The sequence below is a fragment of the Nitrososphaerota archaeon genome, from assembly GCA_011605775.1.
GTDB lineage: Archaea > Thermoproteota > Nitrososphaeria > Nitrososphaerales > JAAOZN01 > JAAOZN01.
In genome coordinates this window covers 1-21026 of sequence record JAAOZN010000062.1, presented here as the reverse complement: position 1 = coordinate 21026, position 21026 = coordinate 1, and the positions used below count along the sequence as shown (strand labels likewise).

27 protein-coding genes are annotated in these 21026 nt (G+C 46.4%); 16 read left to right on the top strand and 11 right to left on the bottom strand.

Going from position 1 to position 21026, the window contains the following annotated elements; all coding sequences use genetic code 11:
- Positions 1-33: 33 nt before the first annotated feature.
- A complete protein-coding gene (locus HA494_05625; protein NHV97251.1) occupies positions 34-1152 on the bottom strand; it encodes a hypothetical protein in 1119 nt (372 codons plus the stop codon).
- Between the two features lie 60 nt (positions 1153-1212).
- Here HA494_05625 and HA494_05620 point away from each other — a divergent pair, with 60 nt between their 5' ends.
- A complete protein-coding gene (locus tag HA494_05620) occupies positions 1213-1848 on the top strand; it encodes an orotate phosphoribosyltransferase (protein NHV97250.1) in 636 nt (211 codons plus the stop codon).
- On the opposite strand, the gene HA494_05615 is transcribed toward HA494_05620, so the two are convergent.
- Both HA494_05615 and HA494_05610 read right to left on the bottom strand, forming a co-directional pair.
- Positions 1849-2406, bottom strand: a complete 558-nt coding sequence (locus HA494_05615; protein NHV97249.1) for a TATA-box-binding protein — start codon at positions 2404-2406, stop codon at positions 1849-1851.
- Positions 2407-2475: 69 nt separating this feature from the next.
- Entirely contained in the window at positions 2476-2961 is a 486-nt protein-coding gene (locus HA494_05610) for a signal peptidase I (protein ID NHV97248.1), read from the bottom strand.
- A gap of 137 nt (positions 2962-3098) precedes the next feature.
- Here HA494_05610 and HA494_05605 point away from each other — a divergent pair, with 137 nt between their 5' ends.
- The 9 genes from HA494_05605 to sepF are packed head-to-tail and all read left to right on the top strand — an operon-like array spanning position 3099 to position 7882.
- A complete protein-coding gene (locus HA494_05605; GenBank protein ID NHV97247.1) occupies positions 3099-3770 on the top strand; it encodes a DNA-directed RNA polymerase subunit D in 672 nt (223 codons plus the stop codon).
- A complete protein-coding gene (locus tag HA494_05600) occupies positions 3760-4125 on the top strand; it encodes a 50S ribosomal protein L18e (protein ID NHV97246.1) in 366 nt (121 codons plus the stop codon). Before HA494_05605 ends, HA494_05600 begins: the two co-directional genes overlap by 11 nt.
- 1 nt (position 4126) lies before the next feature.
- Positions 4127-4573, top strand: a complete 447-nt coding sequence (rplM, locus tag HA494_05595; GenBank protein NHV97245.1) for a 50S ribosomal protein L13 — start codon at positions 4127-4129, stop codon at positions 4571-4573.
- Positions 4574-4578: 5 nt separating this feature from the next.
- Entirely contained in the window at positions 4579-4995 is a 417-nt protein-coding gene (locus tag HA494_05590; GenBank protein NHV97244.1) for a 30S ribosomal protein S9, read from the top strand.
- A gap of 56 nt (positions 4996-5051) precedes the next feature.
- The gene (locus HA494_05585; GenBank protein NHV97243.1) at positions 5052-5285 is read left to right on the top strand and encodes a DNA-directed RNA polymerase subunit N; all 234 of its coding nucleotides are present in this window, start codon (positions 5052-5054) and stop codon (positions 5283-5285) included.
- 4 nt (positions 5286-5289) lie between these two features.
- Positions 5290-6555 (top strand): enolase, encoded by a 1266-nt coding sequence (locus HA494_05580; protein ID NHV97242.1) that lies wholly within the window; start codon positions 5290-5292, stop codon positions 6553-6555.
- Positions 6556-6568: 13 nt separating this feature from the next.
- On the top strand, positions 6569-7063 hold the full coding sequence (locus HA494_05575; GenBank protein NHV97241.1) for a protein tyrosine phosphatase: 495 nt from the start codon (positions 6569-6571) through the stop codon (positions 7061-7063).
- Positions 7060-7548 (top strand): RNA-binding protein, encoded by a 489-nt coding sequence (locus tag HA494_05570; GenBank protein NHV97240.1) that lies wholly within the window; start codon positions 7060-7062, stop codon positions 7546-7548. The genes HA494_05575 and HA494_05570 overlap by 4 nt, the downstream gene beginning before the upstream one ends.
- A gap of 49 nt (positions 7549-7597) precedes the next feature.
- The gene (gene sepF / locus HA494_05565; protein NHV97239.1) at positions 7598-7882 is read left to right on the top strand and encodes a cell division protein SepF; all 285 of its coding nucleotides are present in this window, start codon (positions 7598-7600) and stop codon (positions 7880-7882) included.
- On the opposite strand, the gene HA494_05560 is transcribed toward sepF, so the two are convergent.
- The 7 genes from HA494_05560 to HA494_05530 form a co-directional block, all read right to left on the bottom strand.
- Complete coding sequence (locus HA494_05560; protein NHV97238.1) at positions 7879-9804, bottom strand: beta-CASP ribonuclease aCPSF1; 1926 nt, start codon at positions 9802-9804, stop codon at positions 7879-7881. The genes sepF and HA494_05560 overlap by 4 nt on opposite strands.
- A gap of 3 nt (positions 9805-9807) precedes the next feature.
- Positions 9808-10464, bottom strand: a complete 657-nt coding sequence (psmB, locus tag HA494_05555; protein NHV97237.1) for an archaeal proteasome endopeptidase complex subunit beta — start codon at positions 10462-10464, stop codon at positions 9808-9810.
- A 111-nt stretch (positions 10465-10575) separates the two neighbouring features.
- The gene (locus tag HA494_05550; protein NHV97236.1) at positions 10576-10971 is read right to left on the bottom strand and encodes a 30S ribosomal protein S19; all 396 of its coding nucleotides are present in this window, start codon (positions 10969-10971) and stop codon (positions 10576-10578) included.
- 1 nt (position 10972) lies between these two features.
- Positions 10973-11710, bottom strand: a complete 738-nt coding sequence (locus tag HA494_05545) for a 50S ribosomal protein L2 (protein ID NHV97235.1) — start codon at positions 11708-11710, stop codon at positions 10973-10975.
- 4 nt (positions 11711-11714) lie between these two features.
- Positions 11715-11963: a 50S ribosomal protein L23 gene (locus tag HA494_05540; GenBank protein ID NHV97234.1), complete on the bottom strand. Its 249-nt coding sequence runs from the start codon at positions 11961-11963 to the stop codon at positions 11715-11717.
- A gap of 7 nt (positions 11964-11970) precedes the next feature.
- Positions 11971-12774 carry a 50S ribosomal protein L4 gene (locus HA494_05535; protein NHV97233.1) on the bottom strand — a complete coding sequence of 268 codons (804 nt, stop codon included), beginning with the start codon at positions 12772-12774 and terminating at the stop codon, positions 11971-11973.
- A 7-nt stretch (positions 12775-12781) separates the two neighbouring features.
- Positions 12782-13789, bottom strand: a complete 1008-nt coding sequence (locus tag HA494_05530) for a 50S ribosomal protein L3 (GenBank protein NHV97232.1) — start codon at positions 13787-13789, stop codon at positions 12782-12784.
- Positions 13790-14009: 220 nt separating this feature from the next.
- On the opposite strand from HA494_05530, the gene HA494_05525 reads away from it, so the two are divergent.
- From HA494_05525 to HA494_05500, 6 genes are all read left to right on the top strand, one after another.
- The gene (locus HA494_05525) at positions 14010-14303 is read left to right on the top strand and encodes a twin-arginine translocase TatA/TatE family subunit (protein NHV97231.1); all 294 of its coding nucleotides are present in this window, start codon (positions 14010-14012) and stop codon (positions 14301-14303) included.
- 207 nt (positions 14304-14510) lie between these two features.
- On the top strand, positions 14511-16139 hold the full coding sequence (locus tag HA494_05520; protein NHV97230.1) for an ABC transporter permease subunit: 1629 nt from the start codon (positions 14511-14513) through the stop codon (positions 16137-16139).
- A gap of 12 nt (positions 16140-16151) precedes the next feature.
- On the top strand, positions 16152-16904 hold the full coding sequence (locus HA494_05515) for an ABC transporter ATP-binding protein (GenBank protein NHV97229.1): 753 nt from the start codon (positions 16152-16154) through the stop codon (positions 16902-16904).
- A 47-nt stretch (positions 16905-16951) separates the two neighbouring features.
- Positions 16952-17425, top strand: coding sequence for a hypothetical protein (locus tag HA494_05510; protein ID NHV97228.1), 474 nt, complete (start codon positions 16952-16954; stop codon positions 17423-17425).
- Between the two features lie 44 nt (positions 17426-17469).
- Complete coding sequence (locus HA494_05505) at positions 17470-17814, top strand: hypothetical protein (GenBank protein ID NHV97227.1); 345 nt, start codon at positions 17470-17472, stop codon at positions 17812-17814.
- The gene (locus HA494_05500; protein ID NHV97226.1) at positions 17811-18902 is read left to right on the top strand and encodes a V-type ATPase subunit; all 1092 of its coding nucleotides are present in this window, start codon (positions 17811-17813) and stop codon (positions 18900-18902) included. Before HA494_05505 ends, HA494_05500 begins: the two co-directional genes overlap by 4 nt.
- Here HA494_05500 and HA494_05495 read toward each other — a convergent pair.
- On the bottom strand, positions 18874-20970 hold the full coding sequence (locus tag HA494_05495; GenBank protein NHV97225.1) for a hypothetical protein: 2097 nt from the start codon (positions 20968-20970) through the stop codon (positions 18874-18876). The genes HA494_05500 and HA494_05495 overlap by 29 nt on opposite strands.
- Between the last annotated feature and the right edge of the window lie 56 nt (positions 20971-21026).

Genomic DNA, 21026 nt, shown 5'->3' with positions numbered 1-21026 from the left:
GGAGTTTACTTTTTCGTGTCGGGGAAAGAGCCTTTAGAGAACTTCGCTTGTTGTAAGTAGAGTGGCTTCGGTCACTGGGAAGATGTGTATCTTGACTTTACTCCCTTTTTGTTTTAGGATATATGGTAGAGCATCGGAGGCGCTTCTTAAGTGGTCGAAACCGAGTTGATTTACGTAGTGTTTTGGTAGGGTTGAGAGGAGAGCTGGTTTTGTCTTTTTCATCAGCCACTTCAGGTAAATTATAGATTCTAAACCGTCTATGTAGTTACCTTGTGAAAGATAGGGCTCTATGTTTCTGGTCGCTGCTAAGCGTAGTGCTTCTGAGCCGAGGCCGTCCATGCATTCTGCGAAGAAGACTATTATACTGTCCTCTATAGGTTTCGTTATGTTCCAGAGTGTGTTAAGTGCTGAGGCTAGGGTGGAAGCTGGTTTACGTGATCCCGCTGAGGCTATTATCGCTTCAGGTGGGTCGCTCAAAGCGATTTTACATAGATCTAGAAGTGTTTGAGAAATCTGCTTATGCGCTTTAACCAAATCTCCTACCGCCAGATCAACTAACACATCGTTTATAGAGATGTATTCTAAGCCTAACATCTGAAAGTGCTCGGCTTCTGAGTAAGCATAGAAACTTGCTTCGGTTTCTTCAGCCGGTCTAGGTTCGCTGCTTTGTACGCGCTTAAAAGCTTCTGCTATAAAGTTGGGTCTTAAGCTCTTGAGTAGCGTAACAGGGCCGCCTAAGAAGCCGAAGAGAGGGTTAAAGCTGACTTTTGAGATAAGAAGTTTTGTGTCATATTGTTGCACCTCTGCTTCTGACGCCTCTGATGCCGTGAAGACTTTAGTGTTCACATTTAACCCTTCGCAGACCTTCTTAACCCAAGAGTGTAGGCTTCTTTCAGCACTCACGGTGATGGAGGTTGTTTTACCAATTTCGGTGGATGTGTTGACCACAGCCTTTATGAGAGAGGCGGATGCTTCGTCTGCTTCACACGCAAAGATTAGCGTATTCCCCTTTAGCTCGAGCTCTTTTATCCTGCTCTTCACAGAGTTTTCATCTAGTGGTTTGGTGTTGGGGGTGTGGATCTTTCCTAAGTTCTCCGCCTTTATCTTCAGGGGTACTTCGACTGTGCCGTAGGGTAGCCAGATTTCAGGCATACCGTATTTGGTGCATAGAAGGAAGACTTAAAGATGCTTCTTTATGCACTATAGGATGGCTTGGCTGTGGATTCTGTTGAGCGGGAGAAGCTGGTTAGAGACTTGGGTAAGGTCTTGGTTAAGATGAATGTTATTCAGTTCGGTACCTTCAAGCTTACAAGTGGTAAACTCAGCTCCTACTATATTAACCTTAGAGTAGTCCCTAGTTTCCCTGATGTCTTCAAAGAAGTTGTCGCCTGCTACCTTTACACGTTAAAAAACAAAATAGGTTTAACTGGTTTTGATGCGGTATGTGGGATTGCTACCTCTGGGCTGACGTTTGCTGCTGCGGTCGCATACACATTATCAAAACCTTTAGTTTATGTGCGGCGTGAGAGGAAGGAGCATGGTTTGAGCAAGGTTTTGGAGGGGGTTCTTTACCCTGGGTGGAGGGTTCTGATATTAGATGATTTAGCGACTACGGGTGAATCGATTCTGACCGCTACTCGTGCTGTAAGGAGCGAAGGAGGAAGGGTAGAAGACGCGGTAGTGTTGATAGATAGGAGGGAGGGTGCTGAGAGGGCTTTGCTCAATGAGGGTGTTAAGCTACACTGCTTCACAGACATCTCTGAATTATCTGAGCTACTTTTCGACGCAGGGCTACTTGACTCCGAGCAGATTAAAGCGATAAGGGAGCAGATGAGGGCGGCGAGATGATCAGTATATCATCAAGTTCTTGCTCTCGAGCAGCGCGTGAAGGTTGTTGACTGCTCGGTAGACTTCCTCTTCCTTCTTCGCACCCGTACACACCAGCTTACCACTAGCGAACAGAAGGATCACCGTCTTGGGGTCTTGCATACGGTGGATGAGGCCTGGGAACTGCTCTGGTTCATACATGGATCTTGGGAGCTGCCTAGCCGCCTCTTCTAAGTGAACCCTGCCTCCGAGGCTGGCTGAGGCTACTATATTCTGTATCTCGATTTCGGGTTCGTTCTGTATATCTATACCCCCTTTTCTTAAGCGTTGGACTACTGTCTTAACCGCCTTTATTGCTTGCTCTTCAGATTTTGCTCCTGTGCACACCATCTTGCCTGAGCTGAATATGAGGGTGGCGGTTTTAGGCATTTTGAGTCGGAAGACCAAGCCTGGAAACTGGTCTGGGTGGTATTCAACATCTGTAAAGTTCCGTGTTATCGCGTTTAAGTCTACACGCTGATTTATGGTCGCTGATGCGACTACATTCTCTATGCTTATTATAGGTTTTGTCTGCGGCATTTACCGCCCTCTAATAAAGCAGATGGAAGTATTTAAACCGTATCCGAATCCTTTGAAGTTCACACTCCATTACTTACGCTTTAACTCCACTACAAATATCAGGACAATAAAGAAGAGTATCAGAATATAGTTTAGCGGGGGCTGAATAATCGAGGTTATTCTGCCAAGGTAGGGTAGAGTAAAGACCACCTTGCCTATATAGTGTGATTCTCGAACCACCCAACCGTCTGGAGCTGGGTTGTTGTCGCCTTTGGTATAGATGGCTACACCATATTGGTCTATATTCATACTGTAGATTCGATGAACTATTACTCTGCCATCGCCAGCCGGGCTGTGAAAGACTATGATATCTCCGACCTGGAGGGACTTGAAGCTATCCTTATCCTTGACTACGATGATGTCGCCAACATTTAGTGTTGGAATCATGCTACCAGATGAGACTACGTAGGCTGGGCTTGACGTGCCTAGCGCGAAGGTGAGACCAGCCCAGAAGATGAGGACTAGAAAGACCGTGATAGATACGTAGGCTGCTGCTCGGGCAATGGGTTTCAGCATCGTGCCTTCCTAAAGCGGGTTGAAGATTGTTACACTTAAGGTTTATTTTAATCGATAGCGATAGGGATGTGGTTTGTGGATAAAATATTTAAGAGTGAATAGGGGAGGCTGGTTAGGTATGCTTAGCACACCAAAGCTTGGTTTGGAAGAGGCAGTGGCGACCCTTGGAGATTAGTGTATTAGAGGCTGATAATAGTAAAGTTAGAGTAGTTTTGAGTGGTGTAGATAGGGTTTATGCTAATGCTGTGAGAAGGTTCGCTTTGAGCGAAGTGCCCGTTATGGCTATAGATGATGTAGTAATTCTTGAAAACACCTCCATAATGTATGATGAGGTATTAGCACATAGACTCGGGCTTATACCGATCTACACAGATCTAAGCAGATACACGTTACCAGAGGAGTGTGATTGCAAGAGCGAGTTAGGGTGCCCTAGATGCAGAGTCCTATTTGTGCTCGATGCATCGGCTACCGATAAACCCAAGACCATATACTCAGGCGACCTAGTTTCAGAGGATAAGGAGACCAAGCCAATAAGCCCAAACATACCTATAGTGAAGCTTGCCCCAGGTCAGAAGATTAAGCTTGAGGCGTATGCTAAGCTCGGAAGGGGTAAGGACCACGCTAAATGGCAGCCAGCTACCGTAGCTGTGTTGCGTGACGCTGATGAAGAGGGTAAGAAGTTTGAGCTATTCATCGAGTCTGTAGGGGCTTTACCAGCAACCGAAATACTCCTACAGGCAATAAAGATTCTTCACAAGAAGATAAGCAGTATATATGAAGATTTGAAGGTGAAAGACGATGGTGGTTAAGATTAGAAACCCTCTTTTAAAGAGCGACATAATCGCCTCGAAGAAAGCAGCTAAGAAAGGGGAGAAGAGTGGACTCTGGAAGGCGGTTGCAGAGTACCTCGAGAGAAGTAGATCGAAGAGAATAGCGGTTAACGTTGGGAAGATAGCTAAGCTTACTAAGGCTGGTGATGTGGTTATCGTGCCGGGTAAAGTTCTCGGTGGTGGCGTCATAGAGCATAAAGTGGTGGTAGGGGGCTTCTCCTTCTCTGAGAGTGCTCGCTCGAAGATAATCGCTGCTGGCGGCGAGGCTCTGCCGATAAAGAAGTTTATCGACACATACTCGAGTTATAAGGGGGTTAAGCTGATTGGAGGTTAGTCTGCAGAAGAGCAAGCAGCCCATTGTAGTGGATGGTGCTGGGCATATCGCTGGTAGACTAGCATCTATCGTAGCGAAGAAGCTGCTTGAAGGGGAGCGGGTTGTGGTCGTTAATACAGAGAAGATCCTACTTTCTGGTAGCGTAGATAGTATTCGCAGAGAGTGGGAAGCTAGGCTTGAAATAACTAGTGTAACCAATCCTAAACACACACCCGTGCACCCAAGAAGACCTGATCGAATCTTCGCTAGGATGGTTAGGGGGATGGTTCCTAGAAAGAAACCTAAGGGGAGATTGGCGCTAAAGAGGTTAAGAACGTACATAGGCGTACCAGAAGAATATAAGAATGTGGAGAAGGTGGGCTTTAAAGAAGCTATGATAACAAAGCCTGCGGCATATTATGTCAGTTTAGCCGAAGTCGCTAAACTGGTGGGTTGGAGAGGTGAGTAGGAGAGTTGTCTAAGAAGAAGCAGCAGCAACTTCTGTTAGTGTCTGGAGAAAGAAAGACCGCAAAGGCAACAGCAGCCATTAGACCAGGGATAGGTAGGGTTAGGATCAATAACTTTCCAGCTGAAATATGGATGCCTTATGTCGCCAGAGAGGTTATAATGACGCCGCTCAAAATAGCGGGGGAGCTACGCAATAAGGTCGATATCGATGTGACTGTGAAGGGTGGGGGTGTGATGGGTCAGGCTTATGCTGCGGCGATGGCTATCTCGAGAGCGCTTGTCGAATTCTTCAAATCAGATGAGCTGAAGGCGAAGATAATGGCTTTGGATGAGCATCTGCTTAAGGGCGATCCGCGTCAAACCGAGCCTAAAAAGTTCGGTGGACCAGGTCCTAGGAGAAGGAGGCAGAAATCCTATCGGTGACCACATTTAACAGAATGGGAAAAGTTTAAGAAGATGAGAAAGGGAGTTTGGGATAAATGCTCTATCCTATAAGATGCTTCACTTGCGGCGCACTTATCGGCGATAAGTTTGCTGAATTTGAGAAGAGGGTTAAGGCTGGTGAAGACGCAGCCAAGGTTCTGGATTCGCTTGGGATAAAGAGGTACTGTTGTAGGCGGATGCTACTTACCAGCGTAGATCTAAGTGACGAGATCCTCCCCTACTATGAGGCGATCTGGAAGAGGCATACCGAGTATTCGAGTGAGGGTTGAATAGATGGTTGCAGTTCCTATAAAAGAGGTCGTGGGACGCCTATGCTTCAACTCCCGCGGCCAAGAAACTGTAGAAGTCGATGTAAAGGCTGGGGATTGTTTAGGTAGAGCTATGGCTCCAGCTGGGGCCAGCGTAGGAAGGTTTGAGGCTCAGAACTTCCCTCAAGGTGGTGTTAGAGAGGCACTTAGGCGCCTAAAAGAATATTCTACCAAACTTGTAGGTTTAGATGCATCCGACCCAAAAGCACTAACATCAACCCTAAGGAGAATAGACGGCACACCAAACTATAGCAAGATAGGTGGTGCCGTAGCTTATGCTCTATCTATGGCTGCTGCTGAGGCAGCAGCTTCGCACCTTGGGAAGCCGCTCTATTCGATTATATCACCTAAAGTGGAGCCTAAACTACCATTCCCTCTAGGCAATTTCATAGGAGGGGGGAAACACGCCGGACCTGGTGCGCCCGATATACAAGAGCTGCTTGCTTGCCCTGTTGGTGCTAAGAGAATTGAAGACGCTCTAAGGGCTAACATAACAGTTCACTCAGAAGCTAGGAGACTGATCGAGAAGAAGCAGCCCCTCTTTGCTGGCGGGAAGGGTGATGAAGGCGCTTGGGCTGCGAATCTGGGTAATGAGGAGGCTCTTGAGTTGGCCGCCGAAGCTGTAGCTGCGGCGTCTGATAAACTAGGTTTCCGCATTAGGCTGGGTGTCGATTTCGCTGCTTCGTCGCTTTGGAGCGAAAAAGAGGGGGCGTATGTTTATGCTCGTGGTGGTAAGAAGCTTAGCTCGGAGGAGCAGATTCGGTTTGTTGCCGAACTTAAAGATAGATTTGACTTATTCTTTCTTGAGGACCCGTTGCACGAAGATGCGTTTGAAGACTTTTGCGAGCTGAGCAAGTCGGTTAAGGGTGCCCTTGTCGTGGGTGATGATCTTCTAGTAACAAACCCAAGCCGCTTGAAGACCGCTTTATCTAAACGCTCCTGTAACGGTGCTATTCTAAAGGTGAACCAAGCTGGTTCGCTCGGAGACGCTCTTGAGTTTGCTGAGCTGGCTGCGGCAAACAGCATCGTGCTTATAACTTCACATCGCTCAGGCGACACGGTAGATAGTCACATTTCACACGTGGCTGTGGCGACTGGCTCGAAGATGATAAAGACTGGTATAGTGGGCGGGGAGAGGATAGCCAAGCTCAACGAGCTCCTAAGGATAAATGAGCGTATATATCTTGATACAGGTTCAGAAGCGCATATGGCTTCACTCGCCTACGCTTAGGTGCTAAGATTCTTTGGGTAGAGTTGGGGAAATCTACAGGATCGTACGCGGGCTGGTTAACAGAAAGCCTAGTAGCTTCAGCTGGGTCATTAAAGACAGGCTGGCAGCAAGCGGGAGACCCACTAGCAAAAGAGAGGTAGAATGGCTGGTGAAGCAAGGCATAAGATCCATATTAACCTTGACTGAAAGTCGGCTACCAGATAGCTGGGTAGATGGAATCTGTTATAAGCACGTGCCTATGCTTGATCATAAGCCGCCTCCATTATTAAGCTTAGAGGAGGCTGTAGACTTCATACAGGAGCAGATCGAGCAGAATAAACCTATACTTGTACACTGTGCGGCTGGAAAAGGTAGAACCGGAACTGTATTAGCGGCATACTTCATAAAGTACAAAGACACACCGCTCGATGAAGCAATAAGATATATCCGAAGAATAAGACCGGGCTCCATAGAAGACCCTCAAATAGAAGCGCTAATAGCCTTCGCCAGCAAAAGGGAGAAGAAATGAGAAGTAGATCTGTTCCTAGGGAGGAGGCTGAAGAGATCTATAATAAGCTGCTAAAGAACTGGTCTAGAGATATCTTACCTAAAAGGTTCAAGGGGCTTCTTGCTTTAGAGTTAGATGACAGAAGGGCTTTGCTGATGCTAGATGATTTTAAAGTTGTTAGAGTAGGTGATAAGTTTGTCCCCTTCTTGGCTGATACTAAACGTGTGGAGGCATTCCCGTACGTGACTGTAGACATAGGTGCTGTCCGCTTCATATGTAATGGTGCGGATGTTATGCGGCCGGGTGTGAAGTCATTTCCGACCAGCTTCAAAAAAGGAGATGTTGTGGTGGTTAAAGATGAGAAGTATCATAAAGCAGTAGCGGTTGGCGAAGCGAGCGTTTCAAGCGAAGAAGCCCAACAGCTTACTAAAGGACCTATCATTATTAACATACATTATGTTGGCGATAAGATCTGGGAGATGGCGAAAGAGAAGGGCATAATCTAAAAGGAAACCAAAAGAGATAAGAAATAGGCGTAGGTTAAGAAGAATGGGGATGGAACAAGGAAAGAGTAAGTTGGAGAAACCGCAGATATACGTTAAGGCACTGCCTTTGAGAGATAGGGAAGAGGTTGATGATATAAAGAAGGATCTTTCATCAAACTTCATAGTTATCTTACGCATAACGCCTCTCGCACAGAAGAACATAGAGGAGTTGAGAAAGGCTGTAGAGGAGTTATATAATTATGCGACATCTATAGGTGGCGATATAGCCCGTCTAGGTGATGAGAGAGTCGTTGTTACCCCTCCGGGAGTGAAGATCTGGAGAGGGTTACTCTAATACACCTTGATCGCTTCTTGTATAGAAGGCGCGTAGACGGGTAGCTTAAATATTCTGGCTATAGAGGAGGCTAAGCTCTCTACCTTCTTCTTTTCACCGTGATTTACTATAACCTGTTTGAGCTTTGGTCTAAGTTTAGCTATGTACTTCATTATCTGGTTGTAGTCGCTGTGCCCGCTGAAGCCGTCTATCTTCTCAACCGCACATCGCACATCTATCACCCTTATCTTTTCACCCTCGTCTGCTAAACTTATCTGCCGAGCACCATCTAAGATCCTTCGCCCTAAGGTGCCTTGTATCTGATAGGAAACAAATAGGATCTTGTTCTTCTCGGATGAGGCGATTTCGGGTAGATACTCTATAACAGGTCCTCCCTCAAGCATGCCTGAAGTGGCCATTATTATGGCTGGTCCCTCTCTAAGCGCTTCCTCTCTATTGCTTGGATGCTCTATATTCGTGAAGTATTCTGACAAGAAGGGGTTGATGCCATTTTCTATTATCTTCTCTCTTAACTCTTTTGCAAGATACTCTGGGTGTGAAACGTGTATGGCTGTGGCATCAGATAACATACCTTCAGTAAATATCGGCGCCTCTATTATCGCACCCGCGCGCATCAAATTGTCTAAAATGAGCATAATCTCCTGAGCCCTACCTACAGCTGGCGTAGGTATGAGCACCTTACCACCGTTAGAGAGGGTCTCGTTTACAGATTGAGCCAAGGTTTGCTCAGCTTCTTCTCTGCTAGGCATAATATCCTCCTTAGCACCATAAGTACTCTCCACTATGAGGGTCTCAACTCTTGGGAAGTTCCAGCTAGCACTATCTAGAAGCATGGTCTTAGCGTACTTGAAGTCGCTTGTGTAGACGATATTATGCGCACCCTCACCTATATGCAAATGTACAGTAGCAGAACCAAGGATGTGTCCAGCGTTGTTAAGCACAAGTTTAACATCAGGCGAAATATCTGTTACCACACCGTAGGGTAGGGTTATGCAGTGCTCTATAACCGCCCGAACATCCCTTAACTCATACAGAGGTCTAGAGCCAGAGATAGAAGAAACTTTAACAAAATCGTTCTGCAGAAGAACCATCAGCGGTAGAGTGGGTTCGGTGCAGTAGACCGGCCCATCATACCCATACTTAAAGAGCACAGGCAGAAAGCCTTGGTGGTCGATGTGAGCGTGGCTTATAACAACTGCGTCAAGCTCGTCAAGATCTAGATCAAGCCAATCTAGGCGAGGGTAGGCGTCTGGCGGCGTCCTAGTACCTGGGTTGATGCCGCAATCCACCAGAATCCTGCTTTCCTGGGTGGCGACGAGTATAGCTGAGCGTCCTACTTCCTGCGACGCCCCTAGTGTGTAGATCACGATCTCCGTGTTTTCAGCAAGTCTTCTTCTGAATATTCGTTCACCTACATTCCTTAGTATCTGCATTCGTTCTTCTGAAGAAGATTTGAGTGTATGATATATCCACTGCATAGTAGGAGACTGGATATGCGGCGCCTTTCTTATCCTAAGCTTCCAACCGATTTCGTCAACTAACTTATATTGATCGAAGCCCGTCTCTGGTGTAAGAGCCTTGGGGTTCTCGGCCTCCACTAGCACCTCTCCAAAAGCATCATCAAAGATTATAGCTGTGACGTTTGCTTGCTGAGGAAGCTTTGATAACAAAATGGATTTTGCTTCAGGCTCAGGTTTGCGAATCGATTTATCCGTCCTTATCACGACCCTCTTCTTTAGCGTGTTGACTATTTCTGATATGATGACGCTGTTTTCAAACAGAAATCTAGGCTTCTTTGTGTACAGCGCTATCCTCGGCCCTTCATACTCTACCCTAGTGATCTCGGCTTCGGGTGGGATGTTTTGGAAGACTGTATGTATCAGCGTGTTCTGGGTAGTATTGAGACGCTGGCCCAAATCGATCTTCTACCGAAGATAAAGCTCATAGTACTTTCGTTTTTCTTGCTCACTCAGTTCTCGAAAGCCGTTCTTTGTTATGACCGCTATGTCAACACCGTCTCCTGTCCCAGCATTCCTCTTTATAGCCGCGATAACTGCCTTTGCCGCAACATCTATAGCCTCGTCAACAGTTAGGTCTTCGCGGTATTCGCTCTCCAAAACACCGTAAGCTACCGGCGAGCCGCTTCCGGTTGATACAAATTTTGCTTCAGTTAAAGAGCCAAGGAGATCTATGTTATAGACACTAGGGCCATCTTGATCAAAACCCCCAACCAATACATCGGCGATATAGGGGAAGAGTCTAGCCGAAAAGAAGATGTTTGAAGCTAGCCTAGCTGCTGCTTTAACAGGTATAGGCACCCTCTTATCGATCTTATATAGGTTAGAATAGTATCTTATCGTGTCAACCACGTTTTGCGCATCTGCGACTGCACCAGCTATCGTCATGGCTAGGTGGTCATCAATCTTCTGAATCTTCTTTACGTGCTTATGCGCTATGAAGTAGCCTCCTGCTATTGCTCTGGTGTCTGTAGCCAAGACTGTAGCCTCTCTACATACCACTCCTACAGTGGTTGTGCCGTGCACACCTCTTAGGCCACTAAATCTTCTATCATCTGTCGACAACTTAATTATATCACCCACGCGCCGTAAGGAAGACTGAATCTTCTTTAGCGCTCACCTTAGCTGGGTAAAAACATTTAGATAAATCTTCCGTTCTAAAAAGAGAAGAATGGTCTACTTTAGGGGCACATAGAGGCTTGATCTGGAAGCGCCTATACCGGGTGTGCCGTGCACAACCTTCTTGTTGGTTATTACGAATTCGCCTAAGTAGTGCCCAATCATCTCAGGTTTGATCGTGAGTGGCACAAACTCTTTCCCGTTATGCACGTGTATAGTTAACCCCACCATATAGGGTAGTATAGGCATATCTCTAGCGTGTGTCTTTATCGGTTTATTCAGCTTACCATCCCGAGCAGCCCTGACTTCTTCAAGCAGCTTACGCTTCTCATCAGATATTCCTTTATTAAGTGAGCGTCTCTGCCTAGAGGGTAGAAGCATAAGGAGGCTTTCAAAAGACATGTTCTGAAGCTGCTCTAAGGTGTAACCTCTATACTTGAACTCTTTTGGCAACCTACTTCACCTCAACAACTCTTGTAATCTTCTTACGCCCAGTCTTTCTAGGTGCGATGTGACCTACTTTTCTGCCTGGTGGCGCGTTTCTAGGAGTTGAAGTTGACTTGCCTGGATGCTGGTGCCTACCTCCTCCGAAGGGATGGTAGACTACCGCCATCGCTACACCTCTTACTCTAGGATAGGCTTTGCCTTTGGCTTTATGTTTCCAGTAGCTTCTTCCGGCTTTGAGTAGTGGTTTCTCTAACCTTCCTTCGCCTGCTACGCTACCTATCATAGCTCTGCACTTGTTTAAGAGGGTTATCGTTTTGCCCGAAGGCATGCGAATTATAGATTTGTCACCGCTTTGAGAGAAGAGTATGGCTGAGGTACCCCCTGTCTTAACCAACCTCCCACCATCCCCAGGCTCAAGCTCTATGTTGCAGATCGTGGTTCCTTCAGGTATGTTTGCTAGAGGAAGAATGTTACCAACGGTAGGCTTGGCTGTAGCGCCAATCTCTATGATCTGACCTTTACTCATGCTGTGGGCTGCGACGGTATAGAATACCTCGCCATCCTCTAACTCTATCCGTGCTAGTGGTGCGCTTCTTCCCCTTTCGTGTAAAATCTCTGCAACGTAGCCTTTAATGGTTTCTGCCTTGATCGGTGGGTATCTGGCTGGAGCTACTTTACCCTTCTTCGGCGCTCTCCACTGTAATCCTCCTTTACCCCTTCTTTGAGGTATTATCCTCTTACCCAACCTTCTACACCAACCCTAGCTTGGCAGCTAGATCCGCGGCTGAACTCTCTTTTGCTAGTTTAACATACGCCTTCTTGCCTTTAACAGTATTCAGCACGTTCACATTTTCCACCTTCACCGAATACAGCGCCTCAACAGCCTTCTTAATCTTACTCTTATCAGCATTTCTATCCACAATGAACACAAGTTTATTCTCCTTCTCAATAAGATCAAACGTCTTCTCTGTAACATAGGGATATAAGATAATCTTCATAGCATCTTCAGGCCGCAACCTTCTTACACACCTCCAAAACACCTTTAGGCAAAGATTGAAGCGCAGCCCTAGACCAAACAACCAACCTACCAGCGTGACCACCTGGCGCAAGATGTAGTACTGAAAGATCTTTAGCCACTACACATTCAGCACCAGGAAGATTTTCAACAGCTTTCTCCAGCCCCTTCGTCTCAGCGACAACAAACAGAGGTCCCTTCGGAATACGCTTTGTTCGGCCACGCATTCGTGGTTTACCCGACCTGGTTTTAATGCCCTCTTGTGATCTACCAACGTCATCCATAAGACCTAACACTTCAAGCACTGGGAGTAGATCTTTAACCTTACTTATCGACTCTATCTCCTCGCTTACGATCAACGGTAGAGCAGGGATCTTATCCACTTTGTGACCTCTTGCTGCAACAACATCTTTCAAGGCTGTTGCTGCTATAGCAGAGGCTGTGGCTAGCCGCCGCTCTTTCTTGTTTATGGCCTTCCAGATGATCTTCTCAGCCTTAGGAGGGTGGGCTTGCCTACCTTTAACTACACTAGCCACGCCAGCCGCTTGACCAGCTCTAGGACCGCCTCCCTTCACACGGGCTAGCCTTGCGATACCTAATCCAACACCACGTGATTCTGCGGTCGTCCTTTTACCAGCCAGAGGATCGCGCCCCTGAGGCTGTAAGTGGTGTGTGAACAGAGCCCAGAAGACTCTTTGGATCACGTCTGGTCTGAAAGGGGTTTCAAAAACTTCTGGGAGCTCTATTTTGTCGATGACTGAACCATCTAACCCGTACACGTTGGCTTCAACCAACTACATTTCACCCTTTACCAATAGGTATGCTGGCTTCCAGTATCTTAGGAGGTTGAACCTTGAGGTTCTTGGGCCTTACAGCAAACCTTAGTCTGACGAGCCTCTTGACTGGTCCAGACACAGATCCTTTTAGCACGATGTAGTCGCAGTTCACTACACCGTATTTGTGGAAGCCGCCTTTTGGTGTAATCGGAGTTTCAGACGGGTTAGCCACCAGAAGTATCCTCTTGTTGTACTCGATTCTCTTATGGAAGCCGTGTTGACCCGCTCTTGGTACTGTGTACATTATCGTAGCTGGGTGCCACGGGTTAAGCGCACCAACAGCCCTAACACTCTTTCTGGACTTATGCTGCTTACGTTTAATGCCGAATCTTGTAACAGGGCCTTCAAATCCCTTACCTTTCGTTATGGCAGCTACATCAACATACATGCCCGGCTTAAACACTTCACTAACTCTGATCTGCTTTCCTAAAACGGATTTGAGGTATTCGAAACGCTCTTTTATGGTTCCTCCGCCAACCGTAATTTCAAAGAGGAAGGGCTTCTTTTGCGATAAACCGGCATCACGTGGCCTCGTGTAGACCAAAGCAGTAAATTTTACAATCGAGTCTAGGTTCTTTTCTATCTTAGATATGGGCTCATTCGGGTCCTTTACCTGCATCTTTACGAGCCGCTCTATATCTTTAGGCTGAGCCTTAGCGTACACGTCGCAAAAAGCTTGCAGCGCACCGTTTACGCGTGTGTATGCTCTGAATCCATAAACAGTCATAGGAGGGGTAGCTATTATTGTAGAGGCGTTAAAGAGTGGCTTACCGAAGTTAGGCGTCTTTTCTCTATCATCTATTGTTATGATATGTATACAACCAACCTTATAGCCTGCGAATCCGAGAATGGTTGGCTTTAGAACTTGGGGTGTCTCAAATGATTCAAGAGCGGGGACAATACGCCTAGCTCTCGCTCTAGGTCTGTAGGCTAAAGACCCTCTCCGCGGCGCATTGCGCTTTCTGTGACCCAACCTTCACCAGTCCAAGGTTGGAGGTTCATGCCACGCTTTTTAAACCTTTACTACATCTATAGATTAGATGGTTTAGAAGCGGCTATGTAAGGAAGGGCGTGGTGAATAAGTCAAATACATTTTACGAATCCTTTAAGGAAGAGTAGAGTGGTTCTTGGAGTAACTCTAAAACAATAAATATATGGTGTTGTGGAAGTAGGGATGGTAGAGTGAAAAGATAATGGTAGTGGTAGGTTGGGAATGGATCGTCATAATAGCTATCGTAGCGATATTACTGATCTGGGGTCCGGGGCAGATACCCAAATTAGCCAGAGCATTAGGTCAAGCGAAGAAGGAGCTTAAGCAAGCAGGCGAAGAAGGGGAGGAGAAAGAGGGTGTGAAGAAAGAGGAGGCGAAGGTAGAAGTAGATCCCTTGATCGTCACTGCCATAAAGATGGGCATCGATGTTACAGGGAAAACAAAGGAACAGATTTCACAAGAAATAATAGCTAGAAGCAAAGCGAAGCAATCTTAACCCTACAAATTTACAGCTGCCAAAGACTCTTGGCATTTTATACCTCTAATCCTAGCTATTTGGGATAATTCCACTCACCAGCTAGCTCTGGATGAAGTTTAGATGAATCCACCTGGGTTATCTTCTTGCTGAGGCTGATAAACATCAGAGCTAATCTACATATCTGCGGAAAAAGTGTATAAATATTGGGATTGCCGGTTTTATGCGATGCAGCTTCAAATAGAGGGGTTACTCAACGAAGCGCCGCTGCTTCTTATAAACCTATCCTACTCTCTACTTAGGCAGTTCGCAGCCCTAATCCTATCTTACCTCTTCGCCATCCCCTACGGTATCGTGGCTGCTAGAAGTAGAAGGGCTGAGTCGGTTATGCTGCCTATTCTCGATATACTCCAATCTGTGCCTATCTTGGGGTTCTTTCCGGTAGCGGTGCTATTCTTCATCGCGGTCTTCGGGGGCTCTAGAATTGGTGTTGAGTTAGCAGCCGTCTTCTTAATCTTCACGAGTCAAGCTTGGAACCTAGCTTTCTCAACTTACGAGTCTGTTTCAGCGATACCTAGCGAGCTCCTTGAAGCATCAGGAGCCTTCAGATTAGGGAGAGCGGGGAGGTTAATGAAGCTCTACCTACCTAGCTGCGTGCCTAAACTGGTGTATAACGGGATGATGTCTTGGGCTGGTGGCTGGTACTTTCTGGTAGCGGCGGAGATAATTACAATTGGCTCGGAGGAGTATAAAGTGCCTGGGATAGGTAGCTATATAGCTGAAGCGACCTACTCCGGTAATCTGAGCCACGCTCTCCTCGGGTTAGGTGCGCTCATCTTTTCGGTTGTAATTGTAGATCTTCTGCTATGGGCTCCGTTAAGGGATTATGCTGAACGCTTTAGATACGAAGCCTTCGCGGCTCAAGAAATAGGACAACCTAAACTTTATCAGAGGAGCTTAAAATGGCTTGAAAAGCATCTGAAAAGACCCACTCTACCTACGGTTAGGCTGCGAGGCTTAGAGAAGACCAAAGAGATCATATCAGTCGTTTATACACCTCTACCTAAAGTGAGGACGCATCAAAAATTCATCTCCACTCTTTTGATTATTTTAGTCGCTGCGTCACTTACCATTATTTTGCTATATCAACATGAGAGGATTATTGAGGGCGTTAATGAGTTTATGGGGTCGCTTAAGCAACCTCAATTTTTGAGGGAGCTGAGCTTGCTACCTCAGGCGCTCTTCACATCTTTAGCTAGGTTAGGTTTGGCTTATGTGGCGAGCTTGGCGTGGACTCTACCTTTGGCTGCTTGGCTGGCTTGGCGAGCGCGTGCTGCTGCATTTGGACTACTAGATGTTTTAGCCTCTATACCTGCCACTGCGCTCTTCCCTCTAATAATAAATTTAACAATACATCTGCCTTACGGTCTATTTTTAACCTCGATAATTTTAACGATGACCGGGATGCAATGGTACATCTTATTTAACTTAATTGGCGGTTTCAGAAGCATACCTTCTGATATCGTTGAAGCAGCTCGCTCCTTTGGTTTAAGAGGGTTAAGCCTATGGAGGATGGTTATGTTGCCAGGCGTAATGCCAGCACTTATTACAGGCAGCATAACAGGTTGGGGTGGTGGTTGGAACGCTCTTATCGTCTCAGAGTACATAAACTACGGTGGTGAAACATATGCGGTTTTAGGATTAGGGTCTTTGCTGGATAGGGCTGCGTATGAGCTCGGTAACCTGACCCTACTTCTAATCATCCTTGTTACTATGACTTCTACTATTGTGCTTATGAATAGAGTGATCTGGAGGAGAGCTTACCACTATGTGCTAGATCGATATAGGTTCGAGTAGAGGAGAAGATGGATGCCGCTCCTAGAGTTAAAAAACGTAACAAAATCTTTTGCATCTAAGTCCGCAAGACCATTTGTAGTTTTAGAGCATATCACGATGGCTGTGGATAAAGGGGATTTTGTCTGCATAGTTGGTCCTTCTGGCTGCGGAAAGTCGACACTCCTTAGAATAATTTGTGGTCTTATACCCCCTACTGATGGGAAAGTCCTCTACAAAGGGGTTGAGGTTAAAGGTGTTTGCGACGAGATGGCTATGGTTTTCCAAAGCTTCGCCCTATTCCCGTGGCTCACAGTCTTGGAGAACGTTGAGATAGGTCTTTATTCGAAGAAGATTTCTCAGGAAGAAAAGAAGAGGAGAGCTCTGAAGATGATTGAGATGATAGGGTTGAAGGGGTTCGAGGAGGCGTATCCTAGAGAGCTCTCTGGCGGTATGAAGCAGAGGGTTGGTTTAGCGAGGGCGCTCGTCTCCGAGCCCACCGTTTTACTTATGGATGAACCGTTTTCTTCACTTGACCCTTTGACAGCAACCCACCTCAGGGAAGAGCTTGTCGATTTTTGGCTAAACCCTAATTTGGCGCCTGACACAGTAATAATGGTTACTCACAGTGTAGAGGAAGCGGTCTACCTTGCTAATAGAGTAATCGTCTTGAGCCACAGACCAGGAACCATAATTAAGGAGGTACCTGTAGACCTTCCTAGACCACGTGATCCGAGGAGTGATAAACTATATGCGCTCGTTGATCAGATTACATCTTTAATAGCCTGAGTAACATATTTATGCTCAGCAGAAGATAAGGGGTTGAAGGTAAAAGATTGGAGCCTATACCGAGAACCCACCTCAGCATCGTGGCTGGGCTTCTTGAGATATTGGAGGATTACCAAGGTAAGGTGGATGCTGCGAAGATTGCAGACGAGCTTATGTTGGAACTAGATGATATACTTCCAGCCATAGAGGCTGCGGAGATGCTTGGCTTCATCAAAGTCGACTCAGGGGATCTCATACTTACCGACAAGGGTAAAGAGTACCTAGCGGGCAACTCGACGCAGCGTAAGAAGATTCTAAATCAAACGCTCTCAAGAACCAGCTTGTTTAAGTGGCTAATTGAGCAGCTCAAGAACAGAGGTGACGCGATGAGTAAAGAGGAGTTGATCGCATTGTTAGAAGAGGAGATGCCAGATGTAGATGCCGCCAAGCTGGTTAAGTGGATTATAGAGTGGGGGAGGCACGCCCTTATTCTGAGGTATGATAGCAATTCTCAAACGATTAGGCTTGGGGACCTTGCATAGAGGTAAAATTAAATATTGTCTGAGGTATAGCTAGTGGATCGAGATTGTTACAGCAATCAGCATCTAGGGTTCAAGAAGCCATATCCACTCTAGAAAAGTTAGAGAAAGAATTGGATGAAGTAGAGAAGTGGGTGGCTGAAGCGAAGCGTGCCTTAGTAAGTTTGGCTGCCGCAGAAGGGGAGAGAGCTATGACTGAAGCCTTAAACGAAGCAAACGCGTTAGTGCAGGAGAAGCTGGAGAAAGCGAGGGTTGAGGCTGAAAAGGAAGCGGAAGAGATCCTCCAAAAATCTAAAACTGAGCTAATTGAATTGAAAGCTAAGATAGATAGGTCCATTGAGAAGGCGGTCGATTTGGCTGTAAAAGCCATTATCGGTGAAAAGAAGCTTTGAAGGTTAGAGGCGAGCTTGCCGACGAAACCTATCTAATGGTGAAGTGCTTCGCAGAAAAAGGCATACTTTTGCAGAAAGCGATGGTTGAAACCTTAGCAGAGTCTAGAGGGCTCGAGGATCTAGTCGGCAGGCTTAAAGGGACACCGTATAATGAAGTAGTTTCCAAACTTACCAGACCTTATACCTCAGATAAGCTGGAGATGGCTTTCAGAGAGCATCTAGCATTGACACACTACTCACTTATCAAAGTGTCGCCCAGACCATCCTTCTTAACAGCCTACTATATCAAGCACCTTATCTGGAACCTTAAGACAATAGCGAAGGGGAAGGCTCTTGGTCTGAGCTATGATGAAATAGCTTCAAAGGTTAACCTTTATGCTGAGGAACTGGTCGCCAGAAGGGACCTAATCGTCAGAGCGCTTTCAGCACCAGATTTAGCTGGATTGGTGCAATCTTTGGCTAAGACTGAGTTCTCTGGTGAAATCCTTAAAGCCGCTGAGCTCTATCGTGAAAAGGGTGATCTAAGGATCTTTGACACCTACCTAGACAAAGCCTTCTACTCACTTCTCCTCAACGAATACAACAGATTGACGAGAAGAAGCATATATTTGAAACGCCGTCCTATAAGGGAGCAGGTGAACGTAAGACCCTTCATATCAATAGATATAGATGGATACAACATTTTGAGCATATTGAGAGCCAAGATCTGGGAACTTACCACACCACAAACAAGAGAACTCGTAGTTGACGCGGCATTCAACATACCTCAAAAGAAGATTCAAGCCATGATAGGAGCAGCCAATCTTAACGAAGCCCTAAAGAAGGTCGCTGAAACACCCTACGGCAAACTCATACCAACAGGTGTAGTTGGGGAAGAGGCGGTGCGGAGGCTTGAATCTGAATTGGAGATCTACAGCTATAAGCAGGCTGTGAAGACCTTTCCTTGGCAGATCTCAGGTCTAGGCGTGGCGTTGGCTCTGGTTAAGCTGAAGGAGGCTGAAGTGAGAAACCTCTCCGCCCTAGCTTTCGGTGTGGAGCAAGGGCTTTCAGCGAAAGAGATTATGTCGAAGATGATCCTTCTATCTTAGATTCCCACTTTATCTTGACGTATGTGGTTTCTGGTGCTATCTTAGCGAAGAGTTGACCTGTGCCTTCGTAGAACTTTGTAAACCACTCATATAGGTGAAGCCTTATGTCCTGAATGTAGACGATCAACCCCTCCAAAGTCATAACACCTAAATTACCTATAATCCAGATCGGCAGCCCTACCAAGCCGCTGCTTAAAGTCATAGTTACCGCGAACATTAGGGCGGCGTGAACTAGAAGGAGTATGCCAAGTCGAGCGTAGCTTATAGTGTTGGCTAGGAACTCAACCAACCTAAGTAGGAATTCAACTATGCCAAAGATAATACCCATGAAGGGGCTTCCTTTTTCTCCGTGACCTTTTGCTAATATGCTCTCTAGTGGCTTGCCGATGACTATCCAAGCAGCAGCCGCCAAGCAGACCAGCAGCGTTATTGTTGAAAGTGAGCTAGCTGTTACAGTTGAGCCTAGTAGATCTGATATGATCGGAACTGGTTTGCTGCTTGTGAGGACTTCTGAGAAGCTGTAGCCTGAGGCTATGAATGATAGGCTGAAGCCTACACCAAACACATAGAGTAGTAGTGAAGGGATCTTAAGTGTGAAGAGCTCGATCTTACTCTCTTCCTTAAGACCTTTGAGCACGTCGAGCACAAGCCCTACGAAGATATGAATGGTTCCTATCAGTATGGCGACGGTAAGTATTGTGCTTACAGACTCTATGTTGAAGCCTCCGTGCTCAACAAGATGTAGAAGCTGGAAGCGTTTAAAGAAGTCTCCAATAGCTGGCAGAGAGCCTAACTCTAATCCGAAGCATTCACCAACCAAGGCTCCTACAACAGTAGCGGATGCGCCTGCAGCCATTATTATCTCCCCCCAATGCTTTAGCGAGGGGCTTCCTCTGATCTTGAGTATTAGTCCGAAGATGAGGAGAAGCAGCCCTTGACCAAAGTCGCCAAACATGATTCCGTAGAAGATTGGGAAGATGAATGCGATGATGGGTGTTGGGTCGATTTCACCGCTTCTCGGAGCACCTTGTGTTAATGTAATGTTCTCAAACGGTTTTATCGGCCTCTTATTAATCATAAGAGTAGGCTGGTTAGAATGCTTCGCCTCTTCAAAGAAGAGCAGGTAAGACGAATACCTTTGCTTAAACTCGTCGACCTTCTCTTTCAGGATGTAGCCCTCTATAACGGCGAACCTCTTCAGATCACCCGCTTTTCTAAGCCTAGAAATCGTTGTGTAAGCTACCTGCGCCGCTTCCCTAAGTGAAAGTAGCTTTGTGCTTGACTTAACCTTCATCTCCTCCAACTTGGCTTCACACTCTGCTAGGAGGCGTTCGGCCTCTTCAAGTCTTTTTACAACGGCATCGTAGGCTGCTGCTGGGTTTTGAGGTAGGTCTTGAGGTATGAGGAAGGGTTTTACTTCGAAGCTGCGGAGCACCTTCTCGATCTTATCAGCATCAGACCTTGCGCCAACGACTAGTACGGCGCTGTCGTTCTTAGTTAGAGGGCATTCGATAATAAGGGCTTCAGATAAGCTTCGCCTAATCTCAGCAACATCCTTAAGGGCAGCTACCGCGAACACTATATAGACCCTTCTAAACCTTGAGAGAGCATCCAAATCTATCGAGAACTGCTGGATCGTGTAAAGCGCAGCCTTAAGAGCCTCGTAGTCAGATATCTTCTTACGCAGCTGTGTAGTGTCTTCAAGAAGAGAGGTTAGGGTGTCGATAATCGGTGCTGCTTCAGCCTCAAGTCTTTGGATAAGATCTGCCCAATCTTTGGCGCTCTTAACATCCTTCTCCACCCTATACCCCTTTCCAATAACTTCTAGCACATTAGGTTCAAGGGGTATACTTAGCTTCTTTACAAGCTCGTCTAGATTCGCAAAGAGCCTAAAGGCTCTACCATTCAAATCGCTCAAGTAGGGATCAGCCACAGAGGACTCAGGCTGCTCAGGGTGGAACCACTCAAATTCAAAAAGGCTTCTGAGGCAGTCGTTGAGCTCGCTTCGGGGTAGTAAAAGTGTAACCTTAGTGAGAGGTGCTACACCCACTTTAACCGCCGACTTCAAAGTATGGTAAAACACTCATTTTATGTCTTTTGGCTGATAGGGATGTCTGCTAGTAG